Below are 19,855 nucleotides of genomic sequence, written 5' to 3'. Positions count from 1 at the left end.
TTATGAGTTACGCAATTATCGGCTTCGGCAATATCGGCCAGGCCCTTGCCAAGGCATTTGCCCGAAGCGGCATTGAGGTATCCGTTGCAACCACGCGCGAGCCGCAAAGCTTTGCATCCGCAGCGGCTGTGATCGGTCCTGGGATCATCCCCAAAACACTGGAGCAAGCCATTGAGGCGGACATCATCTTTTTGGCTGTCCGTTACGAGTCGCACCAGGAGGTCGCGAAGGCGCTGCCGAGCTGGAAGGACAAGATCATCGTCGATGTGACCAATGCCTATGGCGTGCCCCCTGAGGCGTTGGGAGATCAGCCGTCTTCCAGGGTCGTTGCGCAGGCCTTCACCGGTGCAAGACTGGTCAGAGGTTTCAACCATCTGGTCGCTGCCGTTCTTGAGCAGGATCCGGCCGTACAGGGCGGCCGGCGAGTCGTGTTCCTGGCGAGCGACGATGACGGCGCTGCAGTGGAGATTGCTGCTCTTGCAGAAACTCTCGGCTTCTCACCAATCAAACTGGGCGGGCTATCGGAAGGTGGACTGCTCGTGCAGGCACGGGGAAATAGCTGGGGGCAACTGATCTTCAAGGACCTGATCAAGTTCGACTGATGAGTCGCGAGCGCAGATTTCCTTGCGATCCTGCCCCATCTTCGATGTAGCGCTGTCCAGCAGCAAACACTTGGCAGATGTGGTAACAAATCCTGTGGCAGCGGATTCATTGGCTCTGTCTGCGTTAAGTGTTGCGTACGGTATCGGCAACTATGTGGGAGATTCTATGTTCGGGGGGAATCTCCAAATATGGAATTTCCCACGGAGCTCGGTTGATTCAGTAGGGTTTGTGGCGATCATCACTATCAACGGCGTGCCCACGGCGGTAGGCAGGCTCGGCGCTTTATTAATGCGCAGTTTCATTGATCCATGTCATCTTTCCGGGCTGAAATACATGTAACACTGCGCGCGGTCCATCCAGAGCCGCTTGTGCTCGCGCTTTCCATTCATTGCCGCCACGCGCAATTCCCTCCTCTCAAAGCCATGTCCCCTAAGGCTTGAGCTTCCTTACCGTCCTATCGCTTTTCTCCTGACGCAGCCTGATCCGCCTTTGGCGCAATCAACGTCTACGCCATTTCCCTCATTCAAGAGCAGGATTTCATGGCACTTCACCAGACCGCAGAGACTCAAGACCAAGCCATCGAAGATGTCTATTCGAGTGGTTCTTCCCAGCACACGTTGCCCAAATACCGTCTTCCGGACCATTCGACGACGCCGTCGTCCGCCTACAACCTGGTACGGGACGAGCTGCTGCTCGATGGCAATTCCCGGCAAAACCTGGCGACGTTCTGCACCACTTGGGTCGAGCCTGAGGTGAAGCAGTTGATGGCTGATGCCCTCGACAAAAACATGATCGACAAGGATGAGTATCCGCAGACGGCCGAAATCGAAAACCGTTGCGTGCATATCATTGCCGACCTGTGGCATGCGCCGAAGTCCTGGCAGGCCGTGGGCTGCTCGACCACGGGTTCCAGCGAGGCAGCGATGCTCGGTGGCCTGGCGCTCAAGTGGAGTTGGAAAAAAACGCCGGGAAGCCGCTGGCCTACCGACTGACAAACCGAACTTCGTGTGTGGTCCGGTACAGATCTGCTGGAAGAAATTCGCTCGCTATTTTGATGTGGAAATTCGCGAAGTGCCGTTGCGCGGTGACGCTCTGGGGCTGCGACCGGCGGATCTGCGTGAGTACTGCGATGAGAACACTATCGGCGTCGTCGCGACTCTGGGTGTGACCTTCACCGGTATCTACGAGCCGGTCGCCGCACTGGCCGGCGAACTGGACGCGATGCAGCGCGACCTGGGCCTGGATATTCCGATTCATGTTGATGCGGCGAGCGGTGGTTTTATTGCGCCGTTCATTCAACGAGAGTTGCAGTGGGACTTCGTCATCGAGCGGGTCAAATCGATCAATGCCTCGGGCCACAAATACGGCCTGGCGCCATTGGGCGTGGGCTGGGTGATCTGGCGTTCCATTGAGGATCTGCCGGAAGAACTGATCTTCTACGTCGATTACCTGGGCGGCAATATGGCCACCTTTGCCCTGAATTTCAGCCGGCCAGGCGGCGAAATCATTGCCCAGTACTACAACTTCCTGCGGCTCGGGCGCGACGGCTACACGCGTATCCAGCAGGCCTGTTCCGATACGGCGCAGTGGCTGGCGGCGGAGATCGTCAAGTTCGCGCCCCTGGAGTTGGTGTACGACGGCAAGGATGGGCTGCCGGCGGTCTGCTACAAGCTCAAGGACGGCGTCGACCACGGCTTCAGCCTCTATGACCTGTCGGAGCGTGTCCGTATGCGCGGCTGGCAGATTGCTTCCTACCCGTTGCCGTCGGATCGTCAGAATATTGTGGTGCAGCGCATTCTCATACGCCATGGCGTGAGTCGTGACCTGGTCGCGCTGTTGCTCGACGACCTGCGCAAGGCCATCGATTTCCTGCAGAAAAATCCGCTGGTGCACTCCGACGCCGGGCCCAGCTTCAGCCATGGAGCCATCGCCGCACCGGTGATCCCGGCCGACACCCCTAACCTCGCCTGAACGCATTGCCCACACACCGGGCCTTGAGGTCCGGTGCCTTCAGCGTTTCATTGCGGGGTACGAATCATCGTGACAGCCTTTTTTACTTTTCTGCATGACAACCCCTACATTCTCCTATTTCTTGTGGTCGGCCTGTCCGTCTGGGTCGGGCGCGGCACCATCAAGGGGTATGGCCTGGGCGCGGTGGCGGGAGCTATCGTTATCGGTTGTGCCATTGCGACCTGGGCGTCGTATTACGGCGTGCATTTCGCGCTCGATAACTTCACCAAGAGCCTGTTCTATTACCTGTTCATGTACGGCGTCGGGCTGCGTGTCGGGCCTTCATTTATTAACAGTCTCAAGGGCGACGGCCTGAAGTTCACCTTCCTGGCGATTCTGTCGTCCTTCCTCGGACTTGGCATCGTGGTTCTGGGTGTGCGCCTGTTATCGCTGCCGGTGGGCGCGGCGGGCGGCATTCTTGCCGGTTCGCAAACCATGTCGGCGGCCATCGGTTCAGCCGAACAGGCCATTACCTCCGGCGTAGTGCCGTTGCCACCGGGCACCACCGCTGCGGCGGCGACGGCGATGATCGCGCTGTCCTATGGCATTACCTATATCTGGGGCACGGTCGGCATCATCCTGATCTGCAAATATCTGCCGCGCTGGTGGGGCGTCGATGCGCGCAAGGCGGCCAAGGAGTATGAGGTCGAACATGGGGTGCCGAACGTCGACGATGCCGGGCTCAGCGGTTATCGGCCCTTTGATCTGCGGGCGTATCGACTGATGAATGCAGAGCTGGTCGGGCAGAGCATCGTGCAATTTCGCGTGCGGTTTGCGCAGTACCAGATCGAGAATGTCGAGCGGGGCGATAAGTTGCTTGGTGCCGACCCGGCCCTGGTGTTGCAACAGGGAGATGTGATTGCCTTGGGCGGCAGCCTGGACGCGCTGACTGATCACATGGGCCTGATCGGGCCGGAAGTGCCGGATGCCCGGGCGCTGAATATACCGCTGGATGAGGCGGTGATTCTGGTCACTCATCACGACGCCATCGGCAAGGCGCTCAAGGAATTCAGCCAGTCGCCGATTGCCGGGCAAGTGCAGTTGGTCGGTATCGAGCGCGGTGGTGCGCCTATCCCTGTTGGCCTGGAAACGTGCCTGCAACGTCTGGATGTCATGCATCTGGTCGGCCTGCGCAGCGCCATCGACAAGGCCACGGCATTGCTCGGCAAAGTGGCGCGGCCGAGCACTGCGACCGATCTGCTCACGTTATCACTGGGCATGGTGCTGGGGCTGTTGATCGGTCTGATTCAAGTCCCGGCATTTGGCGCGGCAGTAGGGCTGGGCAATGCCGGTGGCTTGCTGGTGTCGGGGATTATCGTCTCGTCGCTGGTCTCGCGGGTACGCTTCTTCGGCAATACACCGAATGCGGCACGCAACATTCTCGAAGACATGGGGCTGATTTTCTTTGTCGCGATTGTCGGAGTGAATGCGGGGGCGAATCTGGTTTCACAGATCAGCGCGATCATTGCGCTGAAGATCTTTGTCCTTGGCTTTGTCGCCTGTACGATTCCGCCGTTTATCGTCTGGGCGGTGGGCTTTCATGTGTTCAAGATCAACCCGGCGATTCTCATGGGGGGTGTGGCGGGGGCACGAAGCCATTCTGGCCCGGCGCGTGAGGCGGCCAAGGAAATCGACAGCACCGTGCCCTGGATCGGCTTTCCGGTGGCCTATGCGGTCTCCGGGATTCTGCTGACGGTGTTCGGTTACTTCGCGATGATTCTTGCGCGCTGAAGGCGTGATAACGGGGGGCGTGGCTTTTCCACGGAGCTGCGACCTTGCGTTCCCTTAATTTTTCACAAGCGCACCTGTATCCTATTCGCCCCTCGCATCGACTCTCAGGTGCGTCTCTTTCTCGTTTTACAGGTGCGCGCGTTTATGTCCTTTACCCGTCGACAAATTCTCGGAGGTATGGCCGGGCTTGCCGTGGTGGGGCTCGGCGCCGATGGTTTGTCGCGCTATTGGCTGGGGCGCAGCGGCCCTGGGAAAGGCCATGACTTCGAGTTGATCGCAGCACCGCTGGATGTCGAGCTGGTCACCGGCCATCAGACTCCGGCCTGGGCCTTTGGCGGTTCGGCGCCGGGCACCGAGCTGCGGGTGCGCCAGGGTGAGTGGCTGCGCGTGCGCTTTATCAATCAGCTGCCGGTGGAGACCACCATTCACTGGCATGGCATCCGTTTGCCGCTGGAGATGGACGGCGTGCCTTATGTCTCGCAGTTGCCGGTCAAGCCGGGCGAGTATTTTGATTACAAGTTCCTGGTGCCCGACGCCGGCAGTTATTGGTATCACCCCCACGTCAGCAGCAGCGAAGAGCTGGGGCGTGGCCTGGTCGGGCCGTTGATTGTCGAGGAACGCGAGCCCACGGGCTTCCGCCATGAGCGCTCGGTGAGTTTGAAGAGCTGGCATGTCGATGAGGTTGGCGCCTTTACCGAGTTCAGCGTGACCCGCGAAGCGGCGCGCGAGGGCACGGCGGGGCGGCTGTCGACCCTCAATGGTGTGCCTCAGGCGGTGATCGACCTGCCTGAGGGGCAGATTACCCGGGTGCGTATTCTCAACCTCGACAACACCGTGACTTATCGCCTGAACTTGCCGGGTGCCGAGGCGCAGATCTACGCGCTGGATGGCAATCCGGTGGCGCCGCGTCCGCTGGGTGAGGATTACTGGCTGGGGCCGGGCATGCGTATTTGCCTGGCGATCAAGGCGCCGCCTGCGGGTGAGGAGTTGTCGCTGCGTAATGGCCCGGTGCGCCTGGGCACCTTCCGTTCGGTGGCCAATAGCGATGCGCCGGGTGAGTGGCCCCCCGCGTTGCCCGCTAATCCGATTGCCGAGCCGGATCTGGAGAACGCCGAGAAGCTCAACTTCAATATCGAGTGGGCGGGGGCGGTGTCGGTCAATGTGGAGAACGGTAAGCCGCCGAGCCTGTGGCAGATCAATGGCCAGGCTTGGGACATCACCGACAAGACTTGCGCCGACCGACCCATCGCCAAACTGGTCAAGGGCAAGAGCTACATCTTCGAGCTGAAGAACATGACCCAGTATCAGCACCCGATCCATTTGCATGGCATGAGCTTCAAGGTGCTGGCGTCGAATCGGCGGCCGATCATTCCGTATTTCACCGATACCTTTCTATTGGGGCGCAACGAGCGTGCCCGCGTGGCCCTGGTAGCGGATAATCCCGGCGTGTGGATGTTCCACTGCCATGTGATCGATCATATGGAAACCGGGCTTATGGCCGCTATCGAGGTGTCATGATGAGGCAGCCACCGATCATTGATCGCAGCAACGACCAGTATTTCATGCGTGAGGCATTGGCCCTGGCCGCCGAGGGCGCGCTATTGGGCGAGGTGCCCGTGGGCGCCGTGGTGGTGCAGGATGGCGTCATTGTTGGCCGCGGCTTCAACCGGCCGATCAGTGGCAATGACCCGAGCGCCCATGCCGAGATGGTCGCCATCCGCGATGCCGCCCAGGCCGTCAGCAACTATCGCCTGCCGGGCACCACTCTTTATGTGACCCTGGAGCCGTGCAGCATGTGCGCCGGCTTGATCGTGCATTCGCGGATCATGCGCGTGGTGTATGGCGCCCTGGAACCCAAGGCCGGGATTGTGCAGAGCCAGGGGCAGTTCTTTGCCCAGGGTTTTCTCAATCATCGGGTGCTGTATGAGGGCGGGGTACTGGGGGAGGAGTGCGGGGCGATGTTGAGTGAGTTTTTCAGGATGCGTCGGGCGAAGGTTTAAGGTCGGCTGGCATCAGTTTAAAGCCTCGCTCCAACGAATCAGCTGACTTACAACTTCGGCGCCTGCTCAGGCGGCTTCTTGTCCACCCCCGGTACATGCAGATTGCCATCGGCGACCTGGCTGCCTTCCAGTTGCGGCTGGGTTACCCAGGTGAGGATGTCGTAATAGCGGCGGATGTTGGCCACGAAGCTTACCGGTTCGCCACCCCGGGCGTAGCCGTAGCGGGTCTTGCGGTACCACTGTTTCTGCGACAGGCGGGGCAGCATTTTTTTAACGTCGAGCCATTTATTTGGATTCAGGCCCTCGTTTTCCGCCAATTTGCGCGCATCGTCGAGGTGACCGCTACCGATGTTGTAGGAAGCGAGAGCGAGCCACGTACGATCCGGCTCTTCTATCTTGTCGTCCAGCTGTTCCTTTATGTAGGCAAAGTACTTGGCCCCACCCTGAATGCTTTGTTTGGCATCCAGCCGGTTGGCCACGCCCATGGCCTGGGCGGTATTTTGGGTCAGCATCATCAGGCCGCGTACGCCGGTTTTTGACGTCACGTCGGGCTGCCACAGGGATTCCTGATAGCCGATGGCCGCAAGCAATCGCCAGTCCACCTGGGACTGTTTCGCCGAGGCCTGGAAGTTCTTCTGGTATTTGGGCAGGCGTTCCTGCAAGTGCTGGGCGAAGGTGTAGGCGCCGACATAGCCCAGAACATCGACATGGCCGTAATAACGGTCCTTGAGCTGTTGCAGCATGCCGTTCTTCTGCACTTTGTCGAGGTAGGCGTTGATCTCGTTGAGCAGGCTATTGTCTTCACCCAGGGCCACGGCCCAGCGCTGGTTGCGCGCTTCACCCAGGTCGAAGGCGACGCGCACGTTGGGGAAGTACACCTGGTTCATCGCCAGTTCGTTGGAGTCGACCAGGGTCAGGTCGATCTGCCCTTCGTCGACCATGCGCAACAGGTCGACCACTTCCACGGCGTCGGATTCTTCGTATTCGATGGCCGGGTTCTTGGCTTTCAGCGCCGCCAGCTGTTCGGCGTGGCTGCTGCCTTTGAGCACCACGATGCGCTTGCCCACCAGATCGCCAGCGTCAGTCGGGCGGGACTGGCCGTTGCGATAGATGACCTGGGGGGTGACTTCCAGATAAGGATGGGAGAAACGCACCTGCTGTTTGCGTTTCTCCGTGTCGATCAGGCCGGCCGCCGCGAGGACAGGGCCGCCGGGCTTGTGCATCTGGTCGAAGAGGTCGTCGAGGTTGTCAGCGGTTTCGATCTTCAGTTCCACGCCGAGATTTTCGGCGAAACGCTTGACCAGTTCGTACTCGAAACCGGTTTCACCATTGCGATCTTCGAAATAGGTGGCCGGGCTGTTACGGGTGATCACGCGCAGTACACCGTCCTCCTTTACTCGCTCCAGTGTGTTGGGTTTATCCACACAGGCGCTGAGCATCAGGAAGAGTCCGGTGGCGATGAGCCATTTGGCGCAACGAGGGCGGAAATCTGATCGGGAAAACATCGGTGCAGTATACGCAAAGGACACCCGTCGCCATATCTCGACAGCGAGGCTCGCGTCTGCTAGAGAATTGCCGTTCAGATGCCGGACAGGTACGAGCGATAACCGCCTGGCTCGGATTCAGCCGTTTCGGGTGCCGAAAGGGTCCGTTTAGGCTAGAATGCACGGCCTCAAAGCACACCCCCTTCCCGAGGCTGTCCCGAAGATGTTGATCCTGCGCGGTGCTCCTGCCCTTTCCGCCTTCCGCCACAGCAAATTACTGGAACAACTGAAACAAAAAGTTTCGGCTGTCAGTGGCTTGTACGCTGAATTCGCCCACTTCGCTGAAGTCTCCGGCGTCCTGACCGGCGAAGACCAGCAGGTGCTTGCTCGCCTCCTGAAATACGGCCCGAGTGTGCCGGTTCAAGAGCCGCGTGGTCGCCTGTTCTTGGTACTGCCGCGTTTCGGCACGATTTCGCCGTGGTCGAGCAAGGCCAGCGATATCGCCCGTAACTGCGGCCTGAGCAAGATTCAGCGCCTGGAACGCGGCATTGCCTTTTATGTAGAGGGTCAATTCAGCGAAGCCGAGGCCCAGCTGATTGCCGACGGTCTGCACGACCGCATGACCCAGCTGGTGCTGGCGTCCCTGGATCAGGCCGAAGGGCTGTTCAGCCATGCCGAACCCAAGCCGCTGACGGCGGTGGACATCCTTGGTGGCGGTCGCGCCGCGCTGGAAAAAGCCAACGTCGAGCTGGGCCTGGCCCTGGCCGAAGACGAAATCGATTACCTGGTCACCAGTTTCAATGGCTTGGGGCGCAACCCCCACGACATCGAACTGATGATGTTCGCCCAGGCCAACTCCGAACATTGCCGCCACAAGATCTTCAACGCCAGTTGGGATATCGACGGCGAGAGTCAGGAAAAAAGCCTGTTCGGCATGATCAAGAACACCTACGTCATGCACAGCGAAGGCGTGTTGTCGGCTTACAAGGACAACGCTTCAGTGATCGTCGGCAGTGTTGCCGGACGTTTCTTCCCGAATCCTGAGACCCGCCAGTACGGCGCGGTGCAGGAGCCGGTGCATATCCTGATGAAGGTCGAGACGCACAACCACCCGACCGCAATTGCTCCGTTCCCGGGCGCCTCCACCGGTTCCGGCGGCGAGATCCGCGACGAAGGTGCAACCGGTCGTGGCGCCAAGCCCAAAGCCGGCCTGACCGGTTTCACCGTTTCCAACCTGAACATCCCCGGTTTCGAGCAGCCTTGGGAAGTGCCGTACGGCAAGCCCGAGCGCATCGTCACGCCGCTGGACATCATGATCGAAGGCCCGCTGGGCGGCGCCGCGTTCAACAACGAATTCGGTCGTCCGGCCCTGACCGGCTATTTCCGTACCTTCGAGCAGTCCATCAGCACCCCTCACGGTGATGAAGTGCGCGGCTATCACAAGCCGATCATGCTCGCTGGCGGTATGGGCAACATCCGCGAAGAGCACGTGCAGAAGGGCGAGATCCTGGTCGGCTCCAAGCTGATCGTCCTGGGCGGCCCGGCCATGCTCATCGGCTTGGGGGGCGGCGCAGCTTCCTCCATGGCCACCGGCACCAGTTCGGCGGACCTGGACTTCGCTTCCGTGCAGCGGGAAAACCCCGAGATGGAACGCCGTTGCCAGGAAGTCATCGACCGTTGCTGGCAGCTGGGTGACAAGAACCCGATCAGCTTCATCCATGACGTCGGCGCAGGCGGCCTGTCCAATGCCTTCCCTGAGCTGGTCAACGACGGCGGCCGTGGTGGTCGCTTCGAACTGCGTAACGTGCCTAATGACGAGCCGGGCATGGCACCGCTGGAAATCTGGAGCAACGAATCCCAGGAGCGTTATGTCCTGGCGGTCGGCGCGGCAGACTTCGAGCGCTTCAAAGCCATCTGTGAGCGCGAGCGCTGCCCTTTCGCGGTAGTGGGCGAGGCTACGGCCGAGCCGCAACTGACCGTGACCGACAGCCACTTCGGCAACAGCCCGGTGGACATGCCGCTGGAAGTGCTGCTGGGCAAGGCGCCGCGCATGCACCGTTCGGCGGTCCGCGAGCAAGAGCTGGGCGATGACTTCGACCCAAGCGCCCACGCGCTGGAAGATTCCGTGCAGCGCGTGCTGCATCACCCGGCCGTGGCCAGCAAGAGCTTCCTGATCACCATCGGCGACCGTACCATCACCGGCCTCGTAGCCCGTGACCAGATGGTCGGCCCGTGGCAGGTTCCGGTGGCTGACTGCGCCGTGACCGCCACCAGTTTCGACGTCTACACCGGCGAAGCCATGGCCATGGGTGAGCGCACGCCGCTGGCCCTGCTCGACGCTCCGGCGTCCGGGCGTATGGCGATCGGCGAGACCCTGACCAATATCGCGGCTTCGCGCATTGGCAAGATTTCCGATATCAAACTGTCCGCCAACTGGATGTCCGCGGCCGGTCACCCGGGTGAAGACGCACGCCTGTACGACACCGTGAAAGCCGTCGGCATGGAGCTGTGCCCGGAGCTGGGCATCACCATTCCGGTGGGCAAGGACTCCATGTCCATGAAGACCCGCTGGAGCGACGAGGGCGCCGAGAAGAGCGTGACCTCGCCGCTGTCGCTGATCGTCACCGGTTTCGCGCCAGTCACTGATATCCGCAAGACCCTGACCCCGCAGCTGCGCATGGACAAGGGCGAGACCGATCTGATCCTGATCGATCTGGGCCGTGGCCAGAACCGCATGGGCGCTTCGATTCTTGCCCAGACCCACGGCAAGCTCGGCCGCATTGCGCCGGACGTCGATGATGCTGAAGACCTGAAGGCGTTCTTCGCCGTGATCCAGGGCCTTAACGCCGATGGTCACCTGCTGGCCTACCACGACCGTTCCGACGGCGGCCTGATGGTCTCCGTGCTGGAAATGGCCTTTGCCGGTCACTGCGGTCTGAACCTGCACCTCGACGGCCTGGCAGAAACCTCTGCCGAGCTGTCGGCGATCCTGTTCAACGAAGAGCTGGGTGCGGTGATTCAGGTTCGTCAGGACGCCACCGCCGAAGTGCTGGCTCAGTTCAGTGCTGCCGGTCTGGAAGATTGCGTCGCGGTCATCGGTCAGCCGGTGAACAACGACGAAGTCGCGATCAGCTTCAACGGCGAGGCGGTCTTCACCGGCCAGCGCCGTCTGCTGCAACGCCAGTGGGCAGAAACCAGCTACCAGATCCAGCGCCTGCGCGATAACGCCGAGTGTGCGGATCAGGAATTCGACACGTTGCTGGAAGAAGACAACCCTGGCCTGAGCGCCAAGCTCGGTTTCGACGTCAACGACGATATCGCTGCGCCATACATCCGCAAGGGCGTGCGTCCGCAAGTGGCGGTGCTGCGTGAGCAGGGCGTCAACGGTCAGGTGGAAATGGCTGCGGCCTTCGACCGCGCCGGTTTCAACGCCATCGATGTGCACATGAGCGATATCCTCGCCGGTCGCGTTGACCTGAACGAGTTCAAGGGCCTGGTTGCCTGCGGCGGCTTCTCCTACGGTGACGTGCTCGGCGCCGGTGAAGGCTGGGCCAAGTCGGCCCTGTTCAACGCCCGTGCCCGTGACGCCTTCCAGGGCTTCTTCGAGCGTACCGACAGCTTCACCCTGGGCGTGTGCAACGGTTGCCAGATGTTGTCCAACCTGCACGAGCTGATCCCGGGTACCGAGCTGTGGCCGCACTTCGTGCGTAACCGCTCCGAGCAGTTCGAAGCCCGTGTCGCCATGGTTCAGGTTCAGGAGTCGCCATCGATCTTCCTGCAAGGCATGGCCGGTTCGCGTATGCCGATCGCCATCGCCCACGGTGAAGGCCATGCCGAGTTCGCCAATGACGAGTCCCTGCTGCAGGCCGACGTGTCCGGCACCATTGCCGTACGTTTCGTCGACAACCACGGCAAGGTCACCGAAGCCTACCCGGCCAACCCGAACGGTTCGCCGCGTGGCATTGCCGGTCTGACCAGCCGCGACGGTCGCGTCACCATCATGATGCCGCACCCTGAGCGGGTGTTCCGTGCCGTGCAGAACTCCTGGCGTCCGGATGAGTGGAGCGAAGATGCGGCGTGGATGCGCATGTTCCGTAACGCTCGCGTGTGGGTGAACTAAGCAGCCGATGTACAAGCTCGCCTTCTTCGTGCCACCGAGCCATGTGGAGCAGGTCAAGGACGCCGTATTCGCCGCTGGAGCAGGGCGGATCGGCGACTATGACCGCTGCGCCTGGCAGGTGCTCGGCCAGGGCCAGTTTCGCCCGCTGGACGGTGCAACGCCGTTTATCGGGCAGGCTGGCGAGGTTGAGCGGGTGGACGAATGGAAGGTCGAGCTGGTCGTGGCTGACGAGCTGATTCAGTCGGTGGTGATGGCGCTCAAGCAGAGCCATCCCTACGAAACCCCGGCTTACGAGGTCTGGCGGCTGGAAGATTTCTGATCTGTCATGAATTATGGGCGTTCTGTAGGAGCGAACTCATTCGCGAAGAAGCCGGTACATTCAGCGCATATATGTCGCCTGCAACACCGCTTTCGCGAATGAATTCGCTCCCACCAAATGCGCTCCCACATTATTTGCGTCGAACCTCATCCAATCCCTAAGGCCTGATCTCAATCATCGTGCCGTCCTTCACCAGATCCCAGACTTCGCGCATATCGGTGTTTTTCATCGCGATGCAGCCGTTGGTCCAGTCCAGAGTATGGAAATACCACTCCGGATATTCCTCATCGATCGGCGTGCCGTGAATCATGATCATGCTGCCCGGCTTGACGCCTTCGCGGCGGGCACGGGCCGAGTCGCTGACGTTGGGGTAGGAAATGTGCATCGACAGGTTGAAGTTATTGCTGGGCTTGCGCCAGTCGAGCCAGTAGAAACCTTCCGGCGTGCGCTGATCGCCTTCCTGCAGCTTGGCGCCCTTGGGCTGTTTGCCCAGGGAAATACGATAGGTTTTCAGGGCTTCGCCGCCGCTGATCAATTGCAGCTGATGGGCGGACTTGAGGATCAGCACTTTCTCGATCTTGCGGTCGGCAATGTTCTCGGTGTTGATCACCTTGTTGCCGATGAATGCCTGCTCGCTGCCCTTGGGCACGATTGTCTGGGTGAAGGCGGCCTGAGACAGCGAAATAAATGAAAAGCAGAAGAGGGCGAGCAACCAGCGCATCGAAACGGTATCCCCAAAAAACAGCTGTAAAATCGATATATCGGCGCGTTGCCCGGTAAGTTAAATGGGCCGTGAAGGTGGCAGCGCGTCAGTGCGCACAGGATATACCTCAAGCTTGCGGTCAGCGAAGAAGCATTCCAGGGTTTTGTGCACTGTCATGAACGCCAGCTCGGACCAGGGAATGTCGGCTTCGTCGAACAGCCGTACTTCCAGGCTCTCGGGACCGGCGGCGAAATCCAGGCTGGCCAGTTCGGCGCGGTAGAACACATGAACCTGGCTGATGTGCGGGACGTCCACCAGCATATAAAGCTGCAGGTCTTTCAGGTTGGCGCAGGCTTCTTCTACTGTTTCCCGGCGTGCGGCCTGTTCCATGGTCTCGCCGTTCTCCATGAAACCGGCGGGCAGGGTCCAGTAGCCCAGGCGCGGTTCGATGGCACGGCGACACAGCAGCACTTGACGGCCCCAGGTCGGCAGGCTGCCGGCGACGATATTCGGGTTCTGGTAGTGAATGGTCTGACACTGTTCACAGACATAGCGCAAGCGGCTATCGCCCTCGGGAATGCGCTGTATGACGGTATGGCCGCACTGGCTGCAAAATTTCATGGTGGCTTTCTTGTCCTTGGTCAGCTGCTATCTTGGCGTGTCCTGTCACGACTCGGCAAGTTGTCCTACAAGGACTTGGGCGCTGGCTCGCTTTGGTGCATGATGCGGGGTAGGCAACAAATCGAGATTTCCCATGCTGGACGAGCTACTTCGACGAGTAAGCAGTCATACGCCGAGTACTCTGGAGACGGATCGACGTTTTCCCGAGGCTGCGGTGTTGGTGCCCATTACCCGCAGTGACGACCCCGAGCTGATCCTGACCCTGCGCGCCAGCGGTCTGTCGACCCATGGCGGCGAAGTGGCGTTTCCCGGTGGCCGCCGCGACCCCGAAGACCCTGACCTGGTCTTCACCGCACTGCGCGAAGCGGAAGAAGAGATTGGCCTGCCGCCAGGGCTGGTCGAAATCATCGGCCCGCTGAGCCCGCTGATCTCCAAGCATGGGATCAAGGTCACGCCTTATGTCGGGGTGATTCCGGATTTTGTCGAATACCGACCCAACGACGGCGAAATCGCTGCGGTGTTCAGTGTGCCGCTGTCATTCTTTCGCCAGGACGTGCGCGAACATACCCATCGCATCGATTACCAGGGCCGTAGCTGGTATGTGCCCAGTTATCGCTTTGGCGAGTACAAGATCTGGGGCCTGACCGCGATCATGATCGTCGAGCTGATCAATGTGCTCTATGACAGCAAGATCAGCCTGCATCAGCCGCCCGCACACTCGATTACCTTATAAAAAGCGCCAGCCGTTCGAGCATGGCCTGCCTGAGGACAACCGTATGAAATACCGACTGGGTGATGCCCGCGTCGAAACCGACCCGCAAAGCTGGGTGGCCCCAAACGCCACGCTGATCGGCAAGGTCAAGCTGGAAGCTGGCGCCAGTGTCTGGTTCAACGCGGTATTGCGCGGCGACAACGAGCTGATCCATATCGGCGAGAACAGCAATGTGCAGGATGGCACCGTGATGCACACGGACATGGGCTCGCCTCTGGACATCGGCAAGGGCGTAACCATTGGCCATAACGCCATGCTGCACGGTTGCAGCGTCGACGATTACAGCCTGATCGGCATCAACGCGGTGATTCTCAACGGCGCAAAGATCGGCAAGTACTGCATCATCGGCGCCAACTCGCTGATCGGCGAGGGCAAGGTGATTCCCGACGGTTCCCTGGTCATGGGCTCGCCCGGCAAGGTTGTGCGCGAGCTGACCGACATCCAGAAGAAAATGCTTGAGGCCAGCGCCGCCCACTATGTCCACAATGCCCAGCGCTATGCGCGGGACCTGGCGCCCCAGGACGAATGATGACGACGGAAAAACCGGTTCGCTCCCCCTGCGTGAGCATTTGTGCCCTGGATAACGACGATATCTGCATCGGCTGCCAGCGCAGCGTCGCGGAAATTACCGGCTGGGGACGCATGAGCAACGACGAGCGGCGTGCAGTGCTCGTGCTGTGCCATGAGCGGGCCAAGGCCAGTGGCGTGCTCTGGACGGTGGCGCCTTCGGTTTGACGCCTCGCCCTCATCAAACAACGCGCAACGTACTGAATGACGAAGACTCTGTGGGAGCGAATTCATTCGCGAAAGCGGGGGGGCAGGCGATGAAGATGCGCCGAATGTACCGGCCTCATCGCGAATGAATTCACTCCCTTAAGATTTGCGCCCCGCCCCGGTTAATGTTTGCTGCGTGACAGCGCGGGATCTCCCACAGATTCTGTGCGTAGCTCATCGGCCCCAAGGTCCAAATCGTGGGGGCTTCGTGGTAAATTGCGCGCCTTTCTCCACAGCGGTCGCTCGCACAATGGCGAGCTGCCCTCGATATCTGCTCCACGAGGACCTGAGATGACTCAAATCGGAACTCCACTGTCGCCTACCGCGACCCGTGTTTTGCTCTGCGGCTGCGGCGAGCTGGGCAAGGAAGTGGTGATCGAACTGCAACGCCTGGGCGTGGAAGTGATCGCTGTCGACCGTTATGCCAATGCGCCAGCCATGCAGGTTGCCCATCGCAGCCATGTGATCAACATGCTCGACGGCGACGCCCTGCGTGCCGTGATCGAAGCCGAGAAGCCGCACTTCATCGTGCCGGAAATCGAAGCCATCGCCACCGCGACCCTGGTCGAGCTGGAGTCCGAAGGCTTCACCGTGATTCCGACCGCCCGTGCCGCGCAGTTGACCATGAACCGTGAAGGCATCCGTCGCCTGGCCGCTGAAGAGCTGGACCTGCCGACCTCGCCTTACCATTTCGCCGATACCTTCGAAGACTATCGCAAGGCCGTGGAAGACCTGGGCTTCCCGTGCGTGGTCAAGCCAGTGATGAGTTCCTCGGGCAAGGGCCAGAGCCTGCTGAAAAGCACCGCTGATATCCAGACTGCCTGGGATTACGCGCAGGAAGGCGGTCGTGCCGGCAAGGGCCGGGTGATCATCGAGGGCTTTATCGATTTCGACTACGAAATCACCCTGCTGACCGTGCGTCATGTCGGCGGTACTACTTTCTGCGCGCCGGTCGGCCATCGTCAGGAGAAGGGCGACTATCAGGAGTCGTGGCAGCCACAAGCCATGAGCCCGGTAGCCCTGGCTGAGTCCGAGCGCGTTGCCAAGGCAGTCACCGAGGCCTTGGGTGGTCGCGGCCTGTTCGGTGTCGAGCTGTTCATCAAGGGCGATCAAGTGTGGTTCAGCGAGGTCTCGCCGCGCCCTCACGATACCGGCCTGGTGACCCTGATTTCCCAGGACCTGTCACAGTTCGCCCTGCACGCCCGCGCCATCCTCGGCCTGCCGATTCCATTGATCCGCCAGTTCGGCCCATCGGCTTCGGCAGTGATACTGGTTGAAGGCAAATCGACCCAGACCGCGTTCGCCAATCTCGAGCAGGCCCTGAGCGAGCCGGACACCGCCCTGCGCCTGTTCGGCAAGCCGGAAGTCAACGGCCAGCGCCGCATGGGTGTGGCATTGGCTCGTGACGAGTCGGTGGAAACCGCGCGTGCCAAAGCCACTCGCGCTTCACGGTCGGTGAAGGTGCAACTGTAAGGAAAACCTCTCAACCAACCCGCCATCGTCCTGGTGCAATGGCGGGCTGCACACCTTGGTCATCGTGATCTCAGAAGTGCAGGCTTTCATGGCCGCCAGACCTCAGGCCCATGCCCTGCGCAGGGTCTGAGTTCGATCAGCAGGCAAGCCGGGTCTGCTCGCGAATGTAGGTGGTTACCTCGCCCGGCTCGTTCCACATCAGTACATCGAGTATCGAAAGATTCTCGATGAACGGGAAAGTGCCGGTGGAGTAAATGAAGCTCGACAGGTCAAGAAAACGCAACTCAATCCCGCGCTCCTGCCATTCGCTGGCGACAAAAATCTCCCTGCCACCTGGCGCGTTTATATAACGCCTCGCTCCCATTTGGCTGCTGATTTCCAATGCCCACTGGCCGGGGTGCTCAATGGGCGGCAGTTGCAGATTCATGGTTGAGTGAGGGGCCCAGTTGAACTTCAGGTTCAGATAATCACAGGCAACTTTCAGCGACTGAGTATTCAGATTGCTGATGCTGTTATTCACGACCGCACCAAATACGCTTTTGACCAGTTCAATAACCTGCTTATAGAACGGCGCCTTGCCCCGGTAGAGTTCCAATTGGGCGAGGATGCGCTGCAATGCGGCACTGGAGTCGATCACGGTTGTTGCTTGAATCGAACTCCCCAGCGTTGTGCTAACCGGTACATTGATATATTGCCAGGCGCCCTTGCCATCAAGGATCCGGTTACGGCTCATCCAGCTTTTGCGCCCGTACTGCGCGGTGTCGAAGATCACTCCTCGCTCTACTGATGCAATAAGCTGGAAATAGCCCAGATAGGGAAAGAAGTAGGGTTGCATGATGCCCAGTGTGTTGATCATGTGGTATTCGTCGGCTGCTGTTCGGTTGATATCGATTGGATCAGCGCACAGATACTACGGACATGGTCATGGGTAATGGCTTGACCGGTGGGGAGTTGCAACAACACCTGGCACAGCTCATCCGTCACGCTGAGTCTAGCCGCCATATCACTGGCGAAAGGCTCTGTCCGATGGACGCCCGGGTGGAAGTAACGACGGGCCAGTACATTTCTGGCTTGCAGCCACTCCAGTAGCTCATCCCGGCTCATGCCCAGGATCTCTGGCTCGATGCGCACCACCGCAAATTGATAATTGCTTTGTTCGCCCGCAGCGTAATCAACGAATTCCAGGCCGTTGATACCCTTGAGCCCTTGGCGATAAAGCTCATAGCGCTCACGGTTCTCCTCGATGAAGCGCGGCAGATGGCGCAACCCCAGCAAGATCATGGCCGCTTGTGCTTCCGACAGCCCGGCGTTCATGCGCAATATCCCGGCGGCGTGCTCGTCACTGGCTTGAAAGCTGCGCAAGGTGCGCAGGCGACTGGCCAGGGCGTCGTCGTTGGTGGTGATACAGCCACCCTCGGCGCCGCTGAGGATTTTGGTGGCGTGGAACGAGAAAATTTCCGCCCGCCCGAAACCGCCGATACGTTGGCCCTCGAAGGTGCAGGAGGTGGCATGGGCGGCGTCGAACAGCAATTGCAGGCTGCGATCCTTGGCGAGCCTGGCCAGCCCGTGGGGATCGCAGCCACGACCCCATATATGCACGCCGAGAATGGCCGAAGTGTCAGCAGTGATCAGCGCTTCGACCCGTTTCGCATCGAGCATCTGCGTGGCGGGGTCGACGTCGCAGAATACCGGCCTGAGTCCGGCCCAGACCAATGACTGTACGGTGGCCGGGAAGGTGAAAGAGGGCACGATCACCTCGCCGCGCAGCTCCATGGCGCGCAACAGCAGCGTCAACGCGAGGGTGCCATTGACCACGGCAATGGCATGGCGCACGGCGAAATGTCCGGCGAGGGCTTCGTCTACGGCCAGCTCCAAGGGGCCATGGTGGGTGTAGCGGCGCCGGGCAAAAATGCCCTCGAACATCTCGCGAAACTCGCCAGGGTCCGGCATGTTCAACTGGCCGACCGGCAACGGCGCAGTGAATGCTGGCTTGTCGCTCATTGCGGTCCTCTGCCCAGGCGCTCGCCGATTGCTGCAGCGTCCTGCTCCAGTCTTTTGAATAGCTGTGCCAGGCGCCGGATGTCCATTTCGTCGACCGGATCGCCGGCTGGCATCTGAATGAAGTGACGGCTGATACTGTCAGTGATGGGCAACGCTCGCGTCCCCGGCTCCTGATGATGCAGCGGCGGTGAGTAGTACGGCTGTACCAGAGCGTTTTCCGCACGCAGGATACGGATCAGCTCATCGCGACTGTAGGGCGCATCGGCCTCGACTTTCAGCAGGATCTGGCTGAACGTGCCGGGAGACTGGCTGTAGTCAGCGAAAGAAACCCAGGCCAGGTCCTGGAAATATTGCTGGTAACTGGCAAAGCGCCTTTGGTTGTCCGCGATAATGGCGTGCAGATGTTCAAGATTTGACAGTGCCATGGCGGCGTGCAGGTCATTGAGCTTGGCATTCAGGCCCAGCTCGACGGAGACAGCGTCTTGGCCAAAGCCAAAGTTGCGCTGGCGACGCATTTTCGCTGCCAGTTGGTCGTCGTTGGTGGTCAGGTAGCCGCCTTCGAAGCCGTTTATCAAGGTGCTGGCGTTCAGGCTGAACACCGAAGCGCTGCCGCGCGACCCCACGTTGTCATCGCCGCCGGTGGTGTAGCGGCCTGCGATGCCGTACACGGCATCCAGCAACAAGGGAATGCCGGCATCCAGCGTCAGGCGTTCCAGTGCATCGATGTCACACAGACCGTTGACGTTATCCACAGCGAGCACCGCGGCGGTATTGCTATCGATCAACTGTGCCAGACAGGTTGGTGACAATGTATGGGTCAGGGGATCGATATCGCAGAACTGCGGCTCCAGCCCGGCCCAGCGAATCAAATGGGGCAGGCCGCGAAAGGTCAGCGAAGGCAATATCACCCTGCTTGCGCCGGGACGTGCCAGTTCGCGTAATGCCAGGATGATCGCAAAACAGGCATTGGCGAAGGCGATGCAATGACGGGTGCCATGCAGGTCGCACAGGCGCTGCTCCAGTTCGTCGACCACAGGACCCTGGTTGGTCAGACGACGGCGCTTGAAGGAATCCTCCGCCAGGGCGAAGAAACGCTCGGGATCGCGATTGGCCAGTTGCTCATTAGCGATTGGCTGCGCGAACAACGGTTGACCTCCAAATAATGCGAGGGAGGTGGTTGTGCTCATCCGGATGGAGTCCCTTTCGTTACATTAGGTCATTTGACTGGGGTGCAGGCGCTTCAT

The 19,855-nt window shown here is 60.2% G+C and carries 18 protein-coding genes; 12 read left to right on the top strand and 6 right to left on the bottom strand.

The features are described from left to right. Positions 1 to 2 precede the first annotated feature (2 nt). From M2401_RS21540 to tadA, 6 genes are all read left to right on the top strand, one after another. Entirely contained in the window at positions 3 to 602 is a 600-nt protein-coding gene (locus tag M2401_RS21540) for an NADPH-dependent F420 reductase (RefSeq protein WP_259105861.1), read from the top strand. Positions 603 to 1,142: 540 nt separating this feature from the next. Beyond that, entirely contained in the window at positions 1,143 to 1,595 is a 453-nt protein-coding gene (locus M2401_RS21535) for a pyridoxal-dependent decarboxylase (protein WP_259105860.1), read from the top strand. Next, on the top strand, positions 1,534 to 2,574 hold the full coding sequence (locus M2401_RS21530) for a glutamate decarboxylase (protein ID WP_259105859.1): 1,041 nt from the start codon (positions 1,534 to 1,536) through the stop codon (positions 2,572 to 2,574). The genes M2401_RS21535 and M2401_RS21530 overlap by 62 nt, the downstream gene beginning before the upstream one ends. A 69-nt stretch (positions 2,575 to 2,643) precedes the next feature. Then, on the top strand, positions 2,644 to 4,344 hold the full coding sequence (locus tag M2401_RS21525) for an aspartate:alanine exchanger family transporter (RefSeq protein WP_259105858.1): 1,701 nt from the start codon (positions 2,644 to 2,646) through the stop codon (positions 4,342 to 4,344). A 144-nt stretch (positions 4,345 to 4,488) separates the two neighbouring features. After that, the gene (locus M2401_RS21520; RefSeq protein WP_259105857.1) at positions 4,489 to 5,862 is read left to right on the top strand and encodes a multicopper oxidase family protein; all 1,374 of its coding nucleotides are present in this window, start codon (positions 4,489 to 4,491) and stop codon (positions 5,860 to 5,862) included. Next, complete coding sequence (gene tadA / locus M2401_RS21515; protein ID WP_259106007.1) at positions 5,862 to 6,344, top strand: tRNA adenosine(34) deaminase TadA; 483 nt, start codon at positions 5,862 to 5,864, stop codon at positions 6,342 to 6,344. The genes M2401_RS21520 and tadA overlap by 1 nt, the downstream gene beginning before the upstream one ends. 47 nt (positions 6,345 to 6,391) lie before the next feature. Here tadA and mltF read toward each other — a convergent pair whose 3' ends face one another. Then, positions 6,392 to 7,849, bottom strand: a complete 1,458-nt coding sequence (gene mltF / locus M2401_RS21510) for a membrane-bound lytic murein transglycosylase MltF (protein ID WP_259105856.1) — start codon at positions 7,847 to 7,849, stop codon at positions 6,392 to 6,394. Between the two features lie 202 nt (positions 7,850 to 8,051). On the opposite strand from mltF, the gene purL reads away from it, so the two are divergent. Both purL and M2401_RS21500 read left to right on the top strand, forming a co-directional pair. Further along, on the top strand, positions 8,052 to 11,948 hold the full coding sequence (gene purL, locus M2401_RS21505) for a phosphoribosylformylglycinamidine synthase (protein WP_259105855.1): 3,897 nt from the start codon (positions 8,052 to 8,054) through the stop codon (positions 11,946 to 11,948). 7 nt (positions 11,949 to 11,955) lie between these two features. Beyond that, a complete protein-coding gene (locus M2401_RS21500; RefSeq protein ID WP_259105854.1) occupies positions 11,956 to 12,267 on the top strand; it encodes a YqfO family protein in 312 nt (103 codons plus the stop codon). A 157-nt stretch (positions 12,268 to 12,424) separates the two neighbouring features. On the opposite strand, the gene M2401_RS21495 is transcribed toward M2401_RS21500, so the two are convergent. Both M2401_RS21495 and M2401_RS21490 read right to left on the bottom strand, forming a co-directional pair. Beyond that, entirely contained in the window at positions 12,425 to 12,988 is a 564-nt protein-coding gene (locus M2401_RS21495) for a murein L,D-transpeptidase family protein (RefSeq protein ID WP_259105853.1), read from the bottom strand. Between the two features lie 60 nt (positions 12,989 to 13,048). Next, positions 13,049 to 13,591 carry an NUDIX hydrolase gene (locus M2401_RS21490; protein ID WP_259105852.1) on the bottom strand — a complete coding sequence of 181 codons (543 nt, stop codon included), beginning with the start codon at positions 13,589 to 13,591 and terminating at the stop codon, positions 13,049 to 13,051. Between the two features lie 133 nt (positions 13,592 to 13,724). Between M2401_RS21490 and M2401_RS21485 the strand changes: the two genes are divergently transcribed. From M2401_RS21485 to purT, 4 genes are all read left to right on the top strand, one after another. Then, positions 13,725 to 14,324, top strand: a complete 600-nt coding sequence (locus M2401_RS21485) for a CoA pyrophosphatase (protein WP_259105851.1) — start codon at positions 13,725 to 13,727, stop codon at positions 14,322 to 14,324. A 43-nt stretch (positions 14,325 to 14,367) separates the two neighbouring features. Further along, positions 14,368 to 14,892: a gamma carbonic anhydrase family protein gene (locus M2401_RS21480; protein WP_259105850.1), complete on the top strand. Its 525-nt coding sequence runs from the start codon at positions 14,368 to 14,370 to the stop codon at positions 14,890 to 14,892. Continuing rightward, a complete protein-coding gene (locus M2401_RS21475; protein WP_259105849.1) occupies positions 14,889 to 15,098 on the top strand; it encodes a DUF1289 domain-containing protein in 210 nt (69 codons plus the stop codon). The genes M2401_RS21480 and M2401_RS21475 overlap by 4 nt, the downstream gene beginning before the upstream one ends. A 330-nt stretch (positions 15,099 to 15,428) precedes the next feature. Further along, complete coding sequence (gene purT, locus M2401_RS21470) at positions 15,429 to 16,610, top strand: formate-dependent phosphoribosylglycinamide formyltransferase (protein WP_259105848.1); 1,182 nt, start codon at positions 15,429 to 15,431, stop codon at positions 16,608 to 16,610. Between the two features lie 136 nt (positions 16,611 to 16,746). On the opposite strand, the gene M2401_RS21465 is transcribed toward purT, so the two are convergent. The 3 genes from M2401_RS21465 to M2401_RS21455 are packed head-to-tail and all read right to left on the bottom strand — an operon-like array spanning position 16,747 to position 19,756. After that, positions 16,747 to 17,466 (bottom strand): WbqC family protein, encoded by a 720-nt coding sequence (locus M2401_RS21465; RefSeq protein WP_259105847.1) that lies wholly within the window; start codon positions 17,464 to 17,466, stop codon positions 16,747 to 16,749. Next, positions 17,463 to 18,611 carry an aminotransferase class I/II-fold pyridoxal phosphate-dependent enzyme gene (locus M2401_RS21460; protein WP_259105846.1) on the bottom strand — a complete coding sequence of 383 codons (1,149 nt, stop codon included), beginning with the start codon at positions 18,609 to 18,611 and terminating at the stop codon, positions 17,463 to 17,465. The genes M2401_RS21465 and M2401_RS21460 overlap by 4 nt, the downstream gene beginning before the upstream one ends. Then, positions 18,608 to 19,756 carry a DegT/DnrJ/EryC1/StrS aminotransferase family protein gene (locus tag M2401_RS21455; RefSeq protein ID WP_259105845.1) on the bottom strand — a complete coding sequence of 383 codons (1,149 nt, stop codon included), beginning with the start codon at positions 19,754 to 19,756 and terminating at the stop codon, positions 18,608 to 18,610. The genes M2401_RS21460 and M2401_RS21455 overlap by 4 nt, the downstream gene beginning before the upstream one ends. Positions 19,757 to 19,855 lie beyond the last annotated feature (99 nt).

This window comes from Pseudomonas sp. JUb42 (assembly GCF_024807945.1).
GTDB lineage: Bacteria > Pseudomonadota > Gammaproteobacteria > Pseudomonadales > Pseudomonadaceae > Aquipseudomonas.
Note: the sequence above shows the minus strand (reverse complement) of the source record. Positions and strands in the feature narration are given on the sequence as shown.

What these genes read in the sequence shown, in the direction of transcription:
- purL (WP_259105855.1), top strand. Translation starts at nt 8,052, where the DNA reads ATGTTGATCCTGCGCGGTGCTCCTGCCCTTTCCGCCTTCCGCCACAGC.
- purT (WP_259105848.1), top strand. Translation starts at nt 15,429, where the DNA reads ATGACTCAAATCGGAACTCCACTGTCGCCTACCGCGACCCGTGTTTTG.
- M2401_RS21460 (WP_259105846.1), bottom strand. Translation starts at nt 18,611, where the DNA reads ATGAGCGACAAGCCAGCATTCACTGCGCCGTTGCCGGTCGGCCAGTTG.
- M2401_RS21500 (WP_259105854.1), top strand. Translation starts at nt 11,956, where the DNA reads ATGTACAAGCTCGCCTTCTTCGTGCCACCGAGCCATGTGGAGCAGGTC.
- M2401_RS21520 (WP_259105857.1), top strand. Translation starts at nt 4,489, where the DNA reads ATGTCCTTTACCCGTCGACAAATTCTCGGAGGTATGGCCGGGCTTGCC.
- M2401_RS21495 (WP_259105853.1), bottom strand. Translation starts at nt 12,988, where the DNA reads ATGCGCTGGTTGCTCGCCCTCTTCTGCTTTTCATTTATTTCGCTGTCT.
- M2401_RS21490 (WP_259105852.1), bottom strand. Translation starts at nt 13,591, where the DNA reads ATGAAATTTTGCAGCCAGTGCGGCCATACCGTCATACAGCGCATTCCC.
- M2401_RS21465 (WP_259105847.1), bottom strand. Translation starts at nt 17,466, where the DNA reads ATGATCAACACACTGGGCATCATGCAACCCTACTTCTTTCCCTATCTG.
- M2401_RS21485 (WP_259105851.1), top strand. Translation starts at nt 13,725, where the DNA reads ATGCTGGACGAGCTACTTCGACGAGTAAGCAGTCATACGCCGAGTACT.
- M2401_RS21540 (WP_259105861.1), top strand. Translation starts at nt 3, where the DNA reads ATGAGTTACGCAATTATCGGCTTCGGCAATATCGGCCAGGCCCTTGCC.
- mltF (WP_259105856.1), bottom strand. Translation starts at nt 7,849, where the DNA reads ATGTTTTCCCGATCAGATTTCCGCCCTCGTTGCGCCAAATGGCTCATC.
- tadA (WP_259106007.1), top strand. Translation starts at nt 5,862, where the DNA reads ATGAGGCAGCCACCGATCATTGATCGCAGCAACGACCAGTATTTCATG.
- M2401_RS21475 (WP_259105849.1), top strand. Translation starts at nt 14,889, where the DNA reads ATGATGACGACGGAAAAACCGGTTCGCTCCCCCTGCGTGAGCATTTGT.
- M2401_RS21535 (WP_259105860.1), top strand. Translation starts at nt 1,143, where the DNA reads ATGGCACTTCACCAGACCGCAGAGACTCAAGACCAAGCCATCGAAGAT.
- M2401_RS21480 (WP_259105850.1), top strand. Translation starts at nt 14,368, where the DNA reads ATGAAATACCGACTGGGTGATGCCCGCGTCGAAACCGACCCGCAAAGC.